The sequence below is a fragment of the Metabacillus sp. KUDC1714 genome (assembly GCF_014217835.1).
GTDB lineage: Bacteria > Bacillota > Bacilli > Bacillales > Bacillaceae > Metabacillus > Metabacillus rhizosphaerae.
Genome location: NZ_CP055263.1, coordinates 4,754,268 through 4,770,276 on the forward strand (window position 1 = coordinate 4,754,268; position 16,009 = coordinate 4,770,276).

At 32.5% G+C, this 16,009-nt stretch carries 18 protein-coding genes, 3 pseudogenes and 1 riboswitch; of the genes and pseudogenes, 8 read left to right on the forward strand and 13 right to left on the reverse strand.

Translation table 11 applies throughout. The annotated features are described in order from the left end of the window. Window positions 1-220: 220 nt before the first annotated feature. On the reverse strand, window positions 221-1,135 hold the full coding sequence (locus HUW50_RS21825; protein WP_066341139.1) for a hypothetical protein: 915 nt from the start codon (window positions 1,133-1,135) through the stop codon (window positions 221-223). 193 nt (window positions 1,136-1,328) lie between these two features. Between HUW50_RS21825 and HUW50_RS21830 the strand changes: the two genes are divergently transcribed. Then, a complete protein-coding gene (locus HUW50_RS21830) occupies window positions 1,329-1,493 on the forward strand; it encodes a hypothetical protein (RefSeq protein ID WP_185653248.1) in 165 nt (54 codons plus the stop codon). Between the two features lie 287 nt (window positions 1,494-1,780). Here HUW50_RS21830 and HUW50_RS21835 read toward each other — a convergent pair whose 3' ends face one another. The 4 genes from HUW50_RS21835 to HUW50_RS21850 all read right to left on the reverse strand — a co-directional run bounded on the left by HUW50_RS21835 (window position 1,781) and on the right by HUW50_RS21850 (window position 4,979). Further along, the gene (locus tag HUW50_RS21835; RefSeq protein ID WP_066341145.1) at window positions 1,781-2,218 is read right to left on the reverse strand and encodes a VOC family protein; all 438 of its coding nucleotides are present in this window, start codon (window positions 2,216-2,218) and stop codon (window positions 1,781-1,783) included. Between the two features lie 477 nt (window positions 2,219-2,695). Then, window positions 2,696-3,607, reverse strand: a complete 912-nt coding sequence (locus HUW50_RS21840) for a sigma factor regulator N-terminal domain-containing protein (RefSeq protein ID WP_066336178.1) — start codon at window positions 3,605-3,607, stop codon at window positions 2,696-2,698. After that, on the reverse strand, window positions 3,607-4,098 hold the full coding sequence (locus tag HUW50_RS21845) for an RNA polymerase sigma factor (protein ID WP_185653249.1): 492 nt from the start codon (window positions 4,096-4,098) through the stop codon (window positions 3,607-3,609). Before HUW50_RS21845 ends, HUW50_RS21840 begins: the two co-directional genes overlap by 1 nt. A 293-nt stretch (window positions 4,099-4,391) precedes the next feature. After that, window positions 4,392-4,979 (reverse strand): dienelactone hydrolase family protein, encoded by a 588-nt coding sequence (locus tag HUW50_RS21850; RefSeq protein WP_066336189.1) that lies wholly within the window; start codon window positions 4,977-4,979, stop codon window positions 4,392-4,394. A gap of 252 nt (window positions 4,980-5,231) precedes the next feature. Here HUW50_RS21850 and HUW50_RS21855 point away from each other — a divergent pair. After that, window positions 5,232-5,360, forward strand: a pseudogene (locus HUW50_RS21855) (GNAT family N-acetyltransferase); the annotation flags it as partial. Between the two features lie 218 nt (window positions 5,361-5,578). Here the strand turns inward: HUW50_RS21855 and HUW50_RS21860 are convergent. Next, a complete protein-coding gene (locus HUW50_RS21860) occupies window positions 5,579-6,112 on the reverse strand; it encodes a GNAT family N-acetyltransferase (protein WP_066336193.1) in 534 nt (177 codons plus the stop codon). A 393-nt stretch (window positions 6,113-6,505) separates the two neighbouring features. Beyond that, window positions 6,506-7,474 carry a hypothetical protein gene (locus HUW50_RS21865; protein WP_185653250.1) on the reverse strand — a complete coding sequence of 323 codons (969 nt, stop codon included), beginning with the start codon at window positions 7,472-7,474 and terminating at the stop codon, window positions 6,506-6,508. Window positions 7,475-7,719: 245 nt separating this feature from the next. On the opposite strand from HUW50_RS21865, the pseudogene HUW50_RS21870 reads away from it, so the two are divergent. Beyond that, window positions 7,720-8,094 (forward strand): annotated as a pseudogene (locus tag HUW50_RS21870) (transposase); the annotation flags it as partial. A 162-nt stretch (window positions 8,095-8,256) separates the two neighbouring features. Here the strand turns inward: HUW50_RS21870 and HUW50_RS21875 are convergent. Beyond that, a complete protein-coding gene (locus tag HUW50_RS21875) occupies window positions 8,257-8,709 on the reverse strand; it encodes a CBO0543 family protein (protein ID WP_066336197.1) in 453 nt (150 codons plus the stop codon). Between the two features lie 257 nt (window positions 8,710-8,966). Further along, a riboswitch (cyclic di-GMP riboswitch) is annotated at window positions 8,967-9,050 on the forward strand. 18 nt (window positions 9,051-9,068) lie between these two features. Between HUW50_RS21875 and HUW50_RS21880 the strand changes: the two genes are divergently transcribed. Both HUW50_RS21880 and HUW50_RS21885 read left to right on the forward strand, forming a co-directional pair. Further along, window positions 9,069-9,200 carry an anti-repressor SinI family protein gene (locus tag HUW50_RS21880; protein WP_157094454.1) on the forward strand — a complete coding sequence of 44 codons (132 nt, stop codon included), beginning with the start codon at window positions 9,069-9,071 and terminating at the stop codon, window positions 9,198-9,200. Between the two features lie 328 nt (window positions 9,201-9,528). Further along, window positions 9,529-9,975: an HIT family protein gene (locus tag HUW50_RS21885; protein WP_066336198.1), complete on the forward strand. Its 447-nt coding sequence runs from the start codon at window positions 9,529-9,531 to the stop codon at window positions 9,973-9,975. Between the two features lie 290 nt (window positions 9,976-10,265). Here HUW50_RS21885 and HUW50_RS21890 read toward each other — a convergent pair whose 3' ends face one another. Then, entirely contained in the window at window positions 10,266-11,282 is a 1,017-nt protein-coding gene (locus HUW50_RS21890) for a serine hydrolase domain-containing protein (protein ID WP_066336200.1), read from the reverse strand. A gap of 206 nt (window positions 11,283-11,488) precedes the next feature. On the opposite strand from HUW50_RS21890, the pseudogene HUW50_RS21895 reads away from it, so the two are divergent. Then, a pseudogene (locus HUW50_RS21895) lies at window positions 11,489-12,689 on the forward strand (IS110 family transposase). A 520-nt stretch (window positions 12,690-13,209) separates the two neighbouring features. Here the strand turns inward: HUW50_RS21895 and HUW50_RS21900 are convergent. From HUW50_RS21900 to HUW50_RS21915, 4 genes are all read right to left on the reverse strand, one after another. Then, window positions 13,210-13,695 (reverse strand): hypothetical protein, encoded by a 486-nt coding sequence (locus HUW50_RS21900; RefSeq protein WP_185653251.1) that lies wholly within the window; start codon window positions 13,693-13,695, stop codon window positions 13,210-13,212. 146 nt (window positions 13,696-13,841) lie between these two features. Beyond that, complete coding sequence (locus tag HUW50_RS21905; RefSeq protein ID WP_066336220.1) at window positions 13,842-14,066, reverse strand: hypothetical protein; 225 nt, start codon at window positions 14,064-14,066, stop codon at window positions 13,842-13,844. 289 nt (window positions 14,067-14,355) lie between these two features. Beyond that, window positions 14,356-14,511, reverse strand: a complete 156-nt coding sequence (locus HUW50_RS21910) for a hypothetical protein (RefSeq protein ID WP_185653252.1) — start codon at window positions 14,509-14,511, stop codon at window positions 14,356-14,358. A 231-nt stretch (window positions 14,512-14,742) separates the two neighbouring features. Beyond that, on the reverse strand, window positions 14,743-15,339 hold the full coding sequence (locus HUW50_RS21915) for a CBO0543 family protein (RefSeq protein ID WP_066336217.1): 597 nt from the start codon (window positions 15,337-15,339) through the stop codon (window positions 14,743-14,745). 137 nt (window positions 15,340-15,476) lie between these two features. Here HUW50_RS21915 and HUW50_RS27630 point away from each other — a divergent pair, with 137 nt between their 5' ends. Together HUW50_RS27630 and HUW50_RS27635 are read left to right on the forward strand one after the other, a co-directional pair. Beyond that, window positions 15,477-15,623 (forward strand): recombinase family protein, encoded by a 147-nt coding sequence (locus HUW50_RS27630; RefSeq protein ID WP_396652553.1) that lies wholly within the window; start codon window positions 15,477-15,479, stop codon window positions 15,621-15,623. A gap of 14 nt (window positions 15,624-15,637) precedes the next feature. After that, the gene (locus HUW50_RS27635; protein WP_396652554.1) at window positions 15,638-15,832 is read left to right on the forward strand and encodes a recombinase family protein; all 195 of its coding nucleotides are present in this window, start codon (window positions 15,638-15,640) and stop codon (window positions 15,830-15,832) included. The last annotated feature ends 177 nt before the right edge of the window (window positions 15,833-16,009 follow it).

Genomic DNA, 16,009 nt, shown 5'->3' on the forward strand with positions numbered 1-16,009 from the left:
AAAACATTATTGTTTTTTGTTGTATTATTATTGTTACATAACTAAGTTTTTCATTATTAAAAAAGATAAAAAAGCATTCCTCATTACAGAGAAATGCTTTATAAAACTTAAAACTATTTAATTTATAAATTGTACTACTAGTTAAATAAGAAAAAATGCCTTTCCTAAAACGTCGCGCACTTTAGTTCAAGAAGTCCATCTAAATTAACTTTTCAAACAATTATTCTAATCTAAAATTCAACATAGTTCTTCCATTAATTTTATTTCCTTCTTTCCATAAAAACTCTAAAGCATACTGTGCATCAATATTCTCTTCATCAACTTCAATTTCTAAAGGAGTATTAGTAATGTCTATATTTACCTTTTTTATCACTTCATAATTATCCGTGTTTATTTGAAGTAGGTTTATTTTAGTAGGATGTGGTTTCATTTTATGCCAATCAATTAGTATATCATCGCCTATCTCAACATCCCCAGAGTGAATGTCTGGGTAATTATATGCGCTATTGTCACTACAATTATTCCAACATACTTCGGAATAACTATTATCAAATACCACACCATCTGCCCCAACTGAATTAACCTTTTTAATCGAAGGAATTTCCATAAGTGTGAACTCTGGAAGCTTACCATCAGTTATTTTTGTTTGCCCGCTTGATTTGTCGATAACAATATTCCCTACATATTGAGCACTGTTAGCTGAATCAATAAATTTAACTTCTAATACATAAGTCCCTTCGTTTGTTGGGAATTGAAATTCTCTATTATCATTCAATTCGATGTCGATTTGTTCTCCATTTTTCCATAAAGTAGCTGTTACTGTGGGGTCTGTCCAAATATCTCCACCATTTTCTTCATTCTCTTTAAATTCCAAAGAAGCATCTTGGTTTTGAGAAACCTTAATTTTATCTTGTGATAATCCAAATTCTTCGATATTATCTATTGTTTTTTCTACATCTCCACTCGTTGAACTCCAACTAATATTTGCTTCTGTTAATTGCGTTTGTTGATCTTGCAAACCAATTTCTAATTGTAAAAGAGCAGTTGGAACACCAACATCGTAATCCTCGCCAAAACACCCTGTCAGTGCAAAGATAAAAAGCATTCCTACAAATAATTTCAAAAGTTTGTACATAATAAGTCACTCCTTAAATTGTTACCACCAATCCTTATAAGCTTCACTTTTTAATCAACTCTTCTACCCCGTTAAACAAGGCTGTTAGTTCAACAATTTCGGTGTACTGCGTACTACCTATATATTAGATTTTATAAAATAATAAACATGTTTTTCGTATGTTATAATAATCAAACTGAGAGGAGGTTTGTAAATGACTGGTGATGCAATTTTTGCTCTTTTTCCGATTATAACTTTTTTGTTTTACATAGCTCCCGTTGTATTCATAATATGGTTTCTATTAAAATTTCTAAAAATACAACAGGAAAAGAATCGTATACTAAAAAATATATCTGATAAGCTTGATAAGCCCAATTAACTACCAACTGAAAGAGTGTTCTGCTCTTTCTTTTTTAATACATACCTATGTCACATTTTTCTTTAAATACGCATTAAAGAGAATCTCTCTTGTTTCCACGTACCTGCTCCGTTAGTTCAAAAAAAATGAGTTGCAGCTACAACCCTTTATTCAACTATAGCACCCGTTCATTTAATAAGAAAAAAGCTACCAAGAATGGCAGCTGGTTCTTCAGCTCAAGCACCTGATAGTTTAAGAAGAAATCTTTAAAGTTGGAGGTCTAAATCATTTAAAGTCCCATTCAATATTTATCTGATTTTCTCCGCCAACTCTAAAATAATTCCCTCTGGACCACGAATGTAGCATAACTTATAACTTTCTTCATATTGCTGTATCTCACTAAAGATTTCCGTGCCTTTCTTTTTCAATTTTGCAACAATAGCTTCAATATCTTCAACAGCAAAGCAAATATGTCGGATACCCAGCGTATTTGCAAAAGGTTGCTGAATATCTTTTTCATCTGACGGCGTATAAAATTTGACTAGCTCTATCCATGTCTGACCATCTGGCATCCCCATTCCTACACATGCCGTTTTAACATCATTAAGCCCAACTATTCTTTCCAACTGTTCTCCTTCCAATTCCCATTCCGCTTGCACTTCAAGTCCTAAATCAAGAAAAAACGCTTTAGCCTCTGAAAGATCATTTACGTTTATACTCACATGATCTATTCTATTGATCTTCATATCTCATACCTCCTATATTCCTGTTATTTTCAATACCTGTATTCGTGTTAGGTTTGTTTGAAATTCTAATTCGCTTAAAACAGAAAATATCCTTCTTCAACAAACTGCCCCATATATACAGTATTCGTTTCAAAACATTGATATGGTACACCTTTTATCATTGTTTACATGTAACCGTAGATAAGCGTTTAAGGGCTTGACTTGGAGCCTCTGTGGGCATGATTGGTCTTGAAAGGCTGAAGCCGTTGTTTCATCAGGCATGCGAGCCTATCATACCCACCCCTCCAAGTAAAGCCCTATCTTTATTAACGTTAAAAACTATAATTACTTACTGAAGATAATAAGTAAACAAAGATAGGAGATAGGCTATTTTTGTTTACTTATTAACTATGAATACGGTCAAAAATCATACTGTATATATGCACCCTATAGTTCAATAAGAGAAACAGACCAGCTAGTAATCGGGTCTCTTGCTTATTATTTTTCAGGTTTAATATAGGGGACAATTTGTGCAGTGGCACCGACTGAAGCACCACGAATTATATCTTGATTTTCTAAGGCTTTGAAATTTTCTGTTTGACCAGTGAGCATTACTCCTATAATCTTCACTTTATCAAATGGTTTATTTTTATTTGAAGTTAAAAATTCCTGGATTGTTTCGTTATCACCATTAGCATCATATTGTTCTAGTGCATCAATAAAACTATTATACGCCTCTTTCGGTGAATCAGATGGATCAAATCCATAAACCGGCATACCAGAAGGTCCGTTACTTTCATCGACAATTGGTGATGTCATATGCAACCATACGATGTTTAAATTATCGGGTATTTTTGCTTGTATTTCTTGAAAGGTATAAGGTTGATCGAAAGAAATGGCAACTTCCGCAACGTGATTCTCCATTTGTGAAATTTCCCCTAGTTCGTTTTGTACACCATCATAGTTTTTTTGAATAGATGGATGATAAAATGTTGCAACTTTATTCTTTGTTTGTTTGTCATACTCATAAAGTTCTGTATCAGACCAATGAATGCCCGGTATTAATTCATTGTGATCTATATTGTTACGAATCCAATCATACGAACTAGTAAGCGTGCTCCATTGAACTAAATAGCCATTAATATTTTTGGACCGATTCGTGATAATATTGCCGCCAAACATTGATGAACTACTTGTAACTTGAGAGTCGATTTGAATATTAGGTTCGGCAATGGCATTATGTAAAAAAAGCTTTTCGTGAAGTCTTGTTGAACTTTTCGCTGCAAAGTAATTGCCTGTTTTATAAAGGATTGGTAATAGAATTAATACGACAATAATTGAAGTAATAATGATTTTTAGTAGTTGTTTTCGTTTAGCCTTTTTTAACGCACCATTTAACGAATTGTCCATTATTGTTTTCCTCCTACTTTTGAGTGGATAAATTTACGTGAACGATATAATTTTTGCTTGACACTGCCTACTCGAATGTCCAAAATAAGAGCAATTTCCTCGTATGAAAAATCATAGTAATACTTTAAAAAGAAAATTTCTTTGTATTCTTTTTTGATGTCTTTTAATAAATAGAAAATCTCGTCCTTATTTAAAATCTTGTCAAATTCGCAATCTATGTGTTGGAGCTTTGAATAAATTTCCTCAGTTAAGTAAATGTTTTGCTGCTCCTTTTTTCGTTTTAAGTCAATATATTGATTGAGTGATACTCTAAAAAACCAAGGACGTATATTGCTCTCTGTTAGGTCATCCAACAGTGTATAGACTTTGTAAAAGGTGTCTTGAATTATATCTTCTGCTTCCTCTTTTTTGGATCCTCTCGCCAGTAATAAATCGAACACTTCCTCTCCTAATTTGATAAGATAGGAGGCGAGCACATTTTCTTTTTTCATCTTTGATCCTCCCTATACTTATACAACGAATGAGCAATAATAAATGTATACACTAAAATTAATTTAATGGTAAAGTTTTTCTATATTACCTGGGGCTATGTTACCGAAATTAATTTAGAATCAATAACTTTAATAACCTCCTACCAAATTAACAAGTAGGAGGTTATTGCATTTCTTAAGCTTATTTCTTCTACTAAACTGCTAGTTAGTCGAATAAGAAAAAGGCTGCATTATTAGCAGCCAAATCTTTAAGGAAAGCACCCGTTAGCTTAATAACAACTCTGTACGTTTAATTAATGTTTCATTAAAAAATTCACCATTTCACTAAATGCTTTTTGTGCTGATTTTTCATTATATTGTGGAGAGTAAGGGTCACTGAATCCGTGTTTCCCGTTAAATTTATGTATTTCGATATTTTCTAAAGTTGAAATTAACTCGTCCACATTAAATGATTTTTCTTCTTGCGGAAAGAATAGCATTGTAGGACATTGTGGTGTTAATTTCAAATAATTCCTAATACGTGAACCATAGTATCCAACTACTCCATCGACACATTCTTCGTCACTACACAACCAAGCAACAGTTGCCCCTACACTAAATCCAATGATAAATATTTTTTCGTATTCATCTTTAACATCGGATAATATATCTTTTATTTTATGCATAGCGTAAGCGAATCCAACGTTTTCCATAAAATTACGATAAGCAACTTCCTCTTGAAAATAATCGAAAGGTGTCTCTCGTTCTATTAAATTTGGGCAAATGACATCAAAACTTTGTTTTGATAATAATTCACAAAAACTCTTCATACGTTGGTTAATTCCATAAATTTCGTGTATTACAATGATTACAGTACCAGACTTTTTGTGTATTTGATTCATTTTGTACCTCCTTGAACAGCTACTCCCATTATACAAATTAATACCATATTATATCATTTCTTGTTCAACTAACCTGCAACTTTAGTTGAAGAACGTTAAAAAGGTTGCCGCAGCAACCCAATATCATTTTCAACAATTGCACCTCTTAGCTAAACAAGAGAATAAAAAGTTGTATAAAATAAATTGTATAAAATTACATTTTGTTGTAAATTTATACATAGGGAAATATTTAATTAAAAGAGGAGAAAAGCTATGTCACTAATAGTTCGTACCGTTGAACCTAAAGATAAAAACCAATTGACTGAACTAATGTACCAATACATCGTAGATTTTTATAAAAGACCAAATCCACCAATTGAAAAGGTACATAATCTAATTGACAACTATTAGCTGGTTTAGTTTAAGTGTAATTTTTCACAAACTCGTTTATAAAAAATAAATGCGACCTTCACCTTGAAGAATCGCACTTATTTAAGGAAAATTAAATTAAAATGAAGTATTATTTAAGAACAGATAGAGTTTATCAATACAACGTTCGAATTATCTTTATCAACATCTTATGAAAACGCTTTTGTGATACTGCTTTAGACAATATCTTATTAAATAACTGTCTTAAGGATTTTTTGCATAAAAATTACTATTTCCGTTTCAGTCCCTTTATTTCCATTGCTATCAATATATTCCCAGCTAATTGGAAATTCTCCAAACCCCAAATCTTTATACCCTAATTTTTCATAAAGTCTTTTAGCTTCAGAATTCTCTATACCTACTTCTAAACCTATGTGAGTGCATCTTTTTTCTTTTGAGAGTCTTTCTGCTTCTTGAACTATAGCTGTTGCTACTCCCATTCTTCGATATTTATCTTTTGTTAGCCCTGCTTCTAAAAAAGCTCTATATGTAATATCAATTTTTTCCGTAACAAAAGTATCTTGAGGACCACTCCAACGTAGTAAGAAATGACCAATAGGAATTTTATCATTCCAAGCGATTAGATATAGTCCCTCCCCCCTCTTTTGAACATCATATCGGTTGTATTGCCACATTGGATTATCGGGAGAAAACTGGGACACAAGTAGATCTAACTGTGACTCTTCTGCTGCTTTTATCTCTAATTTAAATCCTTCCTTATTCATTTAAATTCCTCCAATCCCTCAATATAAAACTTCCAACAAAAGTGCGTTAACCCTTCTTGGATAAACCTGCTCCGTTAGTCGAATAAGAAAAGGAATGCCGCTACAACTTCTGGTATTCAACTCAAGCACTCTTTAGTTTAAGTGTAATACTTCACAATCTTCTTTGTTAATCAACCAAAAAAAGGTGATGACTTGTTTAACATCGCCCAATACTCTAAGTATTGGTAGTATTAATCAAAATCATTTCTTTATAATTCTTCCTGATTTTGCAAGAATCTCAACTTCAAATATTCTGTTATCTGGTGTTAAAATGAAAACTTCATAAACTAAAACATATGCAGATACCAGTTGGCCCCCACAAGCTTTTCCAATATGGGTTCTTGGTGTCTGGTTTTATGGGTACATTGCAATCTTACTCGCATTTAATAAAAATTCTTTAATATGGTTCATTGATATTCCACTATGAAATCTTCTGATTTCAAATAATACCCATTCTTCAATATGTTTTATTTTTGCTAAATAAGTTCGGTTTCCTTTGTGTTGTTCATTTAAAAAATGATTATACTTGTCAACTTTTTCTTGAACATCACCTTCCATTATTTCTTTAATTCTTTTTTCATAAAAAATACTTGTTCTATCCGCCCATAATATTAGTTCGCTACGAGGTGTTGTTGTACATTGGATTTCATCTTTACCTTTATGATAAAAGGTACAGTCATCTATATCATAATCAGATAAAAACAGAAGATTTAATAAGCTCCAAAAGTATTCTGCCTCTTGTTTAATGTCCCATCTCGAACAATATTTAGGATGTAGCGTAATATGAGTAGAAATAAACCCCGCATAAAGTAAATTTAGATCATTAGTTTTTTTAAAGGAGCTGGGAATTAGATTTTTACTTCCTAGAAAAGTAACAACTTCATTCGTAAGTATTATTTGTTTAATATCAGTGACTTTTTCTTTTTTAAAGTTAATGAAAGTATCTGTCGAAGAACTAAACTTATCTGTTAATAAAATCTCTCCTTTTAGAATTGGGTTTTTATCTTTGAAGTCAATTAATAAATAACGTACAATTTCCTCAAAAACTTGAAAACCTTCTATTATTTCCTCAAAACTGTCTAAGGTGTAAGGAGGAGATGCGATTTCTATTAAGGCATTGGAATATTCAGGATGTATCTCCCAGCCTTTGCTAAACAAATTATCCACTTTTTTCTCCAAATTTTCATTAATATCCGACATATACTTTATTTTATTTACAATCTGTTGTGATGCTAATAAATAACTAATGAAGTCACCTTCTTTATAAACTATTGCATATTCTTTTTCGACGCCAAACTCAAACTTGTTTGGATCAATTTTCATTGTTGTTCCCCCAGTTTATTTGTTTTATATCAAATTACTGTCGTCTGTAATTCCTAATATAATAGTTCGAGCATAAATCATCTCTTTCCTTCAGTTACTTAAAATTTCCTTCTTTAACTAACCTGCCCCTATAGTTTAATAATAAAAAACTGCCTCAGAAGTTGGGAATGCTAGTAGGGTAAGCAATGATACTTTCGAATACAAACTCCCAAATACCCCTCTATACTCAGGAAATACCTGATCTAACCACGATTATTTCCGAAATTGGTGAGATAGAACGGTTTAATGATGCCAAAAAGCTAGTTGCATTCGCTGGAGTTGATCCTAGCGTTTACTCTTCTGGAAAGTTTACCGCATCAATTAATCAAATTACCAAACGAGGTTCTTGTAGGCTCCGCCATTCACTTTATATGGCTGTTCAGAGTGGTATTCGTGATTCTCGTAAAAAGAAAACGACTGATGAGATAATTGCACGTAATAAAAGATTAAGAGAGTTTTACGATAAGAAACGTGCAGAAGGAAAACCCTTCAGAGTAGCAGTTATTGCATGTGTTAATAAGCTCTTACATTGGATTTACGCATTACTAAAAAGCAGAACTACTTTCCAAGATACAGCTTAATAACTATGTCTAACCAAATACAACAAAACCTTCCAATTTCAGTATAGAGGAAGGTTATTTGGCGTAAGCAATTTTAGTATATCATGATGTTATTAATCGGTTTTATTGAAAAATGTTGACAAACTATTAGCTGGTTTAGTTCAAGAAAAAATTGCGACTTTATTACTGAGTTTCTCTTCTATCCGCCGTGTAGTCTAATACGAAATAAAGGATGTACATTGAAATAAAGTAAACCACCGCCGAATAGATTATATTCCATTCACCATAATGTAAAACTCTAATATAAACTGCATACAACTCAAGTAGTACAAGAATGCATGTCCATCCCAAGATATATATAAATTTCTTTATGGCATTTGATTTCAGGGGAAAATAATTAAAAAAAATAACTAATACAGCAACCTCACCTAGGGCTACAGCTAGGTACGACCACTCTATTTGTTCTTTATCAAAATACCAGTAAAGTTTGTACTTTAAATCAAGATACAAATCAGTTACAAAATTCATTAACAATGCAAACTGTATTGTAGCTAGTAACTCGTGCCTAGTCCTTTTTCTGGGCATTTTTAGGGCAACTAAAAGAACTAATATAACTGTCACTATAAATAGCTTCACCAAGAGGAACACCTCGTTTTTTTTAAAGCAACAATATCAAATATATTATCATTATATATTCGATGAATTATTCTTCTTTAACTAACCTGCCTAGTTAGTTAAAGAAGACTGGTTGAGTTCGCTGTATACGTGAAGATTTCACTATCAAACATCTAACTTTCGACAAAAAATGTTGATATGTGAGAAAATTTGTCAAATTATATTTGTTTGTTACCTGAAAAATATATAGTACTATTTAACTATATATTTACCATTTGATTAGATAAAGGCAAACCTTTTGAAAGATTGGAACGCAAAGATACAGGTATAAGGTTTTATGCTAAATCGGCTGTGCTGCCAAAACTTTTTGGATGTTACATATGTTAAGTTCCTTAGTCGACGAAAATCGCTTAGACAAAGAATGGGCAGAACTGATCTTGTATGCATTAGAGTTAGGTTTATCTCCAGATGAAATTAGAGAGTTTTTGAATAAATCAACTCGACCTGAATAAGGTCTTTTTTTATATCGAAATTTACGTGGATATTGGATTAACACTTTATATAAGATAAGATTTGCACAACGTTATATACATCGAGCTTCATCAACTTACTGAACTTTGGAAAATCCATAATTTCTTCATTTACTGCATTTGTGTGAAAATAGATAATAAAGCTCTTGTCATAAATTCCACTACATTCACTCCTTCTGTTTTTAAGCGACATAAAACAAATAGCTTAATGAACAGTTCTACAATTTCTTATATTTGTGAAGGAATTTCCACATAACCAGAGAAATTCATAATTATAAAAATATATGAATTTTTTAAGGAGAGTGAAAATATGACTTTAAATCTCAATAATGAATGCATATTTTGTTCAATAATTTCCGGAGATATTCCTTCAAGTGAAGTTTATAAGGACGATTTAGTAATTGCCTTTATGGACATTTCTCCAGTTAATAAAGGACATTTGCTGGTCATCCCTAATAATCACTATGAGTATTTGTCAGATGTTCCTGAAGAGATAGCAGCCAGAATGTTTACTGTTGGTCAAAAGTTAGCAATTGCAATTCGAAACTCTGGTGTAAAATGTGAAGGCATTAACTTTTTCCTTTCAGATGGTGAAGCAGCTTTTCAAGAAGTCTTCCATTCACATTTACACGTATTCCCGCGATTTAAGGGAGATGCATTTAAAATCGATGCAGATTGGTCTGTTAATCCATCACGTACAGATTTAGATGAAGTAGCAAAAAAAATATCTTCCTCAATGCAAGCACTTAGTAAATAGTTTTGAGACTTTAACAATGGCTCTTTTCGTTAGGACTTGTACTTTTTAACTACTTGATCAACTAAGACGATGTTTATAAGTCGTCTTTTTCCATTTAAACTCTTTTTTTCTTTTTTACACTTTCTTTGTGTCGCTATAATCTTATAATACGACAAAAAAAGAGAGGAATATAATCTCTCTTGTCCCACTAACCTGCTTCTATAATTCAATAAGAAAGTGCATTCCCACTTCTTGAAGTAATGCACCCGTTACTTTAAGTACATTAGTTCACAAACTCAAAATGATTGTTTTTATATTTCTTCCTCAATTTCTTTCATAATTCCATATGCTCCCTTTGATTTGTTAGAACATATAACAGTTTTAATTGAGGTCTTGGGATAAAAAGCAGAATGAAAACTAACTCCAGGGTCATAACCCATTATATGATATTTAATAATTTCATCATCATTCTTTTCAATCCACACTCCATAACCATAAAAGCTATTTTTATCATTCGTTCGAATATATGGAGTAAGTAACATATGAGTGTATTCTTCACTAAGTAATTGATTATTTACGAGCGAATCCCACAAGTTTGCCATATCGTTCACGGTTACAAACGCCCCGCCATCTGAACCACCTTTAACAGGCAATGAGTAAATATTCGTCTTCCAAGTACCATTTGGAAGGTCAATATAACCAAGTGCTGTACTTTTGGGAAGTGAATCAAATTCAAAATAACCCGAGTTTACCATCCCTGCTTTTTTAAAGATATTTCCTTCAATATAATCGGTAAATTGAAGCTGACTTGCTTGCTCTACAATTAACCCAAGTAAAATATATCCAGCATTGTTATAATGAAATCTTTCGCCTACTTTTAATTTCATTGGTTGATTCTGAAATAGTGGTAAGAAGTCTTCTAAGGTTCTTATGTGATACATCGGGTTTTTAATCCACAATTCCTCAAAATCATCCATAACTTCCTCATCAAAATAATCAGGTATTCCAGACGTATGTGTTAAAAGATGATGAATGGTTATATCTTTATCAAAATTTGGGAAAGAAACATTAAGGCAATCTTCTAACTTTGTTTCAAAAGAAAGTTTTTCATCCTCTACAAGCTGACAAATTGCTATCGATGTAAACAGCTTGCAACCCGATGCTATTCCATATCTTGTAAAGGTGCTATTTTCAATTTGTTCAGAACGATTAGCATAACCGTAGCTTACCTCTGCCAAAACTTCATTGTCTTCTTTAACAAGAACGCTTCCAGAGAATTTATTCTGATCTTGAATTTCGGCAATACGATTTAGAATGTTAGTTTTCACATAATCCCTCCAATACTTTTATTTCTTCAACAAACCCGTTAGCATAATAAGAAAAAGCTGCCAGAATGACAGCTTCAATCTTCAACTCTTGCACCCGTTAGCATTCCTGTAGATCACTAATTTTCAACTTTGATAAAAAGAGAGCTCCCCAGTAAGATGAGAATAGATACCACTCTAAATCTCAAATCACAGGAGGAAGCTCTACTATGAAGTTTAAAATGCAAGAGAAACAAAATCAACTAATTGAAAGAATTTCTGACCAACACCTTATTGTCGGGATAGATATAGCGCAACAATTTCACGTTGCTCGAGCTAAATTGGATGAATGAATTAAAGTCTACCAAGAGATTAATAACAGAAATCGTTGGTATGGAGCCTACAGGGCATTACTGGCTGAGTTTATCGAAATGGCTATGCGATCAAAATATTGATGTAGTAACTGTTAATCCATACCTTGTAAAAAGAAATAAGGAAAACCGAGATAATACACAATCAAAAAGTGATAAGAAAGACGCTCTCGTAATTGCTGATATGGTGAAGAATGGCTATTACTCATTTATTCGCCCTACAACTGAGGCTTTCGAAGAGTTAAGGGTATTAAATGCTAATCGTGATGTTATTGTGAAACGTGTTGTCAGCGCTACCAACCAAATTCATCGCTGGGTAGATATTGTCTTTCCGGAACTAAGACAAGTCTTTAAAAATGTAACATGTAAAGGAGCAATTGCCACTCTTCGGTTATTTCCCACACCATTGGAACTACGTTCCCTGGAAGTTCAATTTGTAATAGATAGTTGGAAATCGTTGATGCAGAGACAACCTGGGTTGAAAAAAGCCAAACTATTAATCCAATTAGCTAAGAATTCTGTGGGTACCACCCTAGCTATTGATGCTTATAGACTTCATCTAGAAGTATTACTAGATGAATTGGACTTAGCATTAGCTCAACTCGAAAGAGTAGAAAAGGATATGAAGGCTGCACTTAATAAGATTTCATATACAGATCATCTATTAGAAATCAAGGGATTAACTGAAATTACATTAGGGGGCATTTTAGGTGAAACTGGCGACTTAAGTAACTTTGCACATGGTAATTCCCTACTCAGGCATGCAGGTTTACATCTAGTTGAAGCTAGTTCCGGAAAATGGAAAGGCCAAATTGTCCTCTCAAAACGAGGGCGATCTAGGTTGAGGAGATTTTTATTTTTAGCAACTATGAGCCTTGTAGCCAATAATCCTGAGTTTAAAGAACTGCATCATTACAATGTTCATGTGAAAAAAATGAAAAAGATGAAATCCATCATGAAACTAATTGGAAAGCTTGCGAGAATTATAGTAGGAATCGCCCGACGTAATGAAGCTTATTGTCCACAGAAAGTCCAGTCACTACCTTCATTAGTGGCATAAAAACTTCTAAATACATTCTTGAAAGTAATTTCATGTATTGTTGAATGCTGGCTTATTCGTAGGACCTCAAAGAAAGCACGGAGTACTGGGATACTTAAACAAAAGGGCACAGACCCATTCCGTTAGCATAACCGGCCTCCACCCCTTGGATAGGCATGACGAAGGAATGAGAGGGCATTGACCCGTTGAGACATGGGAGGGATAGCCTCCAGGGGCGGCGTGGAGAATACGTGCAGTATATGGAAAAAAGTGGAGTTATAATTTACTCCTCTATTCCCGCATGCCTCCAAAAAGCCTTTTTACATACTCTCGTTCCCTGCTTATGTCATTGTTCTGATATGTGGCCTTGAATTCCTGCGAATAAGCGAGCATTTAAGAGTAAATTGAATTAAACTGAGGGAGTTTAAGTACATTATTTCACAATCTTTGATTTCATATAAAAAAAGAATCGCCGCAGCGATCCCCTAGTTTCAACTCTTGCCCTCTTTCCGTGAAGTTAGAAAATTCAATTTACTCTTTATTATTTTCTTATAATTTTTAATGTCCAAGGTAGAACAATCCCAAATAGCAACAAATAAAAAGGGATTGAGTAAACAGGTTTCCAACCTTTTAATTTTAAAAAACCTAATTTCCCTAATATATATTCCACTAGAAAAGATAACATTGAAAAGAAAATTACCCTGATTAACTTTGTAGGAGTGTTATATTGATTTAAAAACAAGATCGCAGTTGCAGCTGGTCCAATTACAAACATAAAAATATCAGGTATACCACCAATAGAGAGATCTCCTGAATCCATTTGATCAAATATAAAAAATAAGATAATGTTAGCCATCCAACCATAAAAACCAATCATTCCAAAAAGTAAAAGCCACTCTCTCCGTGAAATATTTTTAGTTGTAGTAATAGAAAGAGATAGCAGTATTGATCCTATTAGATAAATAAACCACGAACCTTTAGCAAATAGGTCTAATCGTTCTAATACACCATTCCAGTACATCATCATCCCTCTTTAAATAAGTTTAACTATTTTAAATCCAACTGATAAATATCCTTTCATATTATTTCCAATACTTACTTTTTTATGTACCATAAAAAAGGAGCTGTATTACAACCTCTTGTTAATTATTATACTGTTAGCTAAATTTCAAATTATTTTTTATTAGATCCACTATAATGCCAGCGTCCAGCCTTAATCTTTTCCCCATTCTCCCGAACATACTCACGTAATGTATCCGGAATAGTTTCTTTGTCGAGATTGTTGAAGTTTATTTTCCATATGCGTTCTCTTTTGAAATCCATAACGTGTACTTCGGTATAACCGTTCCCTTGAATATCTGTTTTTTGCATTGTTATCATTATTCCGTAATTATCCATAGCGTTCACCTCTAGATATATTATACGAATATTTGTTCGATTGAGTAAACTAAAAAAGACGCTCCAATAAAGAAGCGTTTTGTACAGTTGCTTTCATTGCTACCCATAAGAACAAACTTGAAAATTAATGATATTGTGAAAATTACAGGTGTTCCTCAGCAAATTTTTTTCTTGCGATAGTAAGTTTAGATAATTATTGTGTAGTTTATCGAATAATTTATGGATTTCATAATAGAAATTTAATTTTACAATATCAACTATCCTAAACTATAAACCTGCCCCGCAAGGCTTATTTTTCTTCTTTTACATCCGTTAACTCGGACATATGTACTAATTCAGTGTTGTACAACGAAGACCCATTTTTCTTAATTTCACAATAACCTGAGTCGTATTGATGAATAAGGCGATACTGCTCACCCTTATATAATACAAATTTACATTCCATTAATTCCACCCCGAATACTATGTTTTATAAATTAATTTTACTACATAAATTTTATTTACTAAATACTTATTTTATAATTATGGTTTAATACTTGTTTCATATGAAGTGATTAGTGATGGAAATTAGAGGTAATATTAAATAAAGAACAATCAGATCTGAATGCTAAATAAAATATAAACAAATACGAAAAGCTATCATAAAAAAGGTCAACCAGATTTTAGGTTGACCTTTTTATATATGATCATAAGACTTGTATTTAATATGAAGATATTGAAAAAGATTCGTTATCCCTATTGAGACTAAAGTAATAATTATGTATGAAATAAATAAGTAAATATGATTCATACCTTGCTTTAGATGTATAAGGTGATACGTCGCTAATAATGGCTTGAAAATAAAAGAAAGAAAAGTAATTAATATCAAAGAATACAAGTAAAAATTTTTATTTTTATTTAGCGTCCATTGATATAATAATATAAATAAGATTGGAACCAATGAAGTGTCTATTCCAACATTAATTGGGAGAAAAGGAATTGCTTTATATGGATATTCAATAAAATTATATCTAGTTAAAATAGCATCACAATAGACTAACCAGACGTGTATATTAAACCCAAAAAACCCCAATAGAAATATCTTTCTTCTATCTACAAAAAAGTAAAGGGAAATTAACGGCACAATTATAAAAACTACATTAACCCAAAATTGCCATGTGTTAAATGATGAATAATCATACCAATAATCAATCCATTGAGTTGAAAGTTTCTCTTGTGTTTCCTTCAATTCTACTAGTCGGTTACTTTGCTCGGGTGAAAAGGGAACCTTCATAAATACACCTCTTACTTACTTATTAACTATTTATTTTAGTTTTATTATAATATCCATATTATTACATCCTATTCTGTTTAAATTCAAAGTATAAAAACATTTGATTAAAACGATTTATAGAAAGAGGAATTTAAACAATGGCTAAAATCGGTTATGCAAGGGTATCTACCAAAGATCAATCACTAGACCTACAAATTGACGCTTTAAGGAAAGCTGGTTGTGACGATAAGAATATATTCGTTGAAAAAAATCACTGGAAGAACGGCAGATCGTCCAAAGTTTAAAGAGTATGAATTACATGAGGGAAGGTGACATATTAATAGTTTACAAGCTGGACCGTTTAGGGCGTACTACACGGCAGTTACTAGAATTGGTGGACGATTTGAAGGAAAGAAACATTCAATTCCAATCCTTATCTAATGGAATAGATGCAACAACGGAACAAGGTGTTTCTTCTTTACGATCATGGCTGCATTTCCGAAATGGAAGCTGAATTGATTTATGAACGTACTAAGTCTGGATTAGACGTTGCAAGGGCTAGAGGAAGAAAAGGTGGTCGTCCACCGATACATCCAGACAAGCTAAAATATGTTTATAACACTTTATGAAAATTATATAGTTCTAAAAAAATAAGCGACACCTCAAATGATCTGTATCCCGAAAAATGGAC

Coding starts and splice junctions, on each gene's coding strand:
- HUW50_RS21825 (WP_066341139.1), bottom strand. CDS start 1,135: ATGTACAAACTTTTGAAATTATTTGTAGGAATGCTTTTTATCTTTGCA.
- HUW50_RS21830 (WP_185653248.1), top strand. CDS start 1,329: ATGACTGGTGATGCAATTTTTGCTCTTTTTCCGATTATAACTTTTTTG.
- HUW50_RS21835 (WP_066341145.1), bottom strand. CDS start 2,218: ATGAAGATCAATAGAATAGATCATGTGAGTATAAACGTAAATGATCTT.
- HUW50_RS21840 (WP_066336178.1), bottom strand. CDS start 3,607: ATGGACAATTCGTTAAATGGTGCGTTAAAAAAGGCTAAACGAAAACAA.
- HUW50_RS21845 (WP_185653249.1), bottom strand. CDS start 4,098: ATGAAAAAAGAAAATGTGCTCGCCTCCTATCTTATCAAATTAGGAGAG.
- HUW50_RS21850 (WP_066336189.1), bottom strand. CDS start 4,979: ATGAATCAAATACACAAAAAGTCTGGTACTGTAATCATTGTAATACAC.
- HUW50_RS21860 (WP_066336193.1), bottom strand. CDS start 6,112: ATGAATAAGGAAGGATTTAAATTAGAGATAAAAGCAGCAGAAGAGTCA.
- HUW50_RS21865 (WP_185653250.1), bottom strand. CDS start 7,474: ATGAAAATTGATCCAAACAAGTTTGAGTTTGGCGTCGAAAAAGAATAT.
- HUW50_RS21880 (WP_157094454.1), top strand. CDS start 9,069: ATGTTAAGTTCCTTAGTCGACGAAAATCGCTTAGACAAAGAATGGGCA.
- HUW50_RS21885 (WP_066336198.1), top strand. CDS start 9,529: ATGACTTTAAATCTCAATAATGAATGCATATTTTGTTCAATAATTTCC.
- HUW50_RS21900 (WP_185653251.1), bottom strand. CDS start 13,695: ATGATGATGTACTGGAATGGTGTATTAGAACGATTAGACCTATTTGCT.
- HUW50_RS21905 (WP_066336220.1), bottom strand. CDS start 14,066: ATGGATAATTACGGAATAATGATAACAATGCAAAAAACAGATATTCAA.
- HUW50_RS21910 (WP_185653252.1), bottom strand. CDS start 14,511: ATGGAATGTAAATTTGTATTATATAAGGGTGAGCAGTATCGCCTTATT.
- HUW50_RS21915 (WP_066336217.1), bottom strand. CDS start 15,339: ATGAAGGTTCCCTTTTCACCCGAGCAAAGTAACCGACTAGTAGAATTG.
- HUW50_RS27630 (WP_396652553.1), top strand. CDS start 15,477: ATGGCTAAAATCGGTTATGCAAGGGTATCTACCAAAGATCAATCACTA.
- HUW50_RS27635 (WP_396652554.1), top strand. CDS start 15,638: ATGAGGGAAGGTGACATATTAATAGTTTACAAGCTGGACCGTTTAGGG.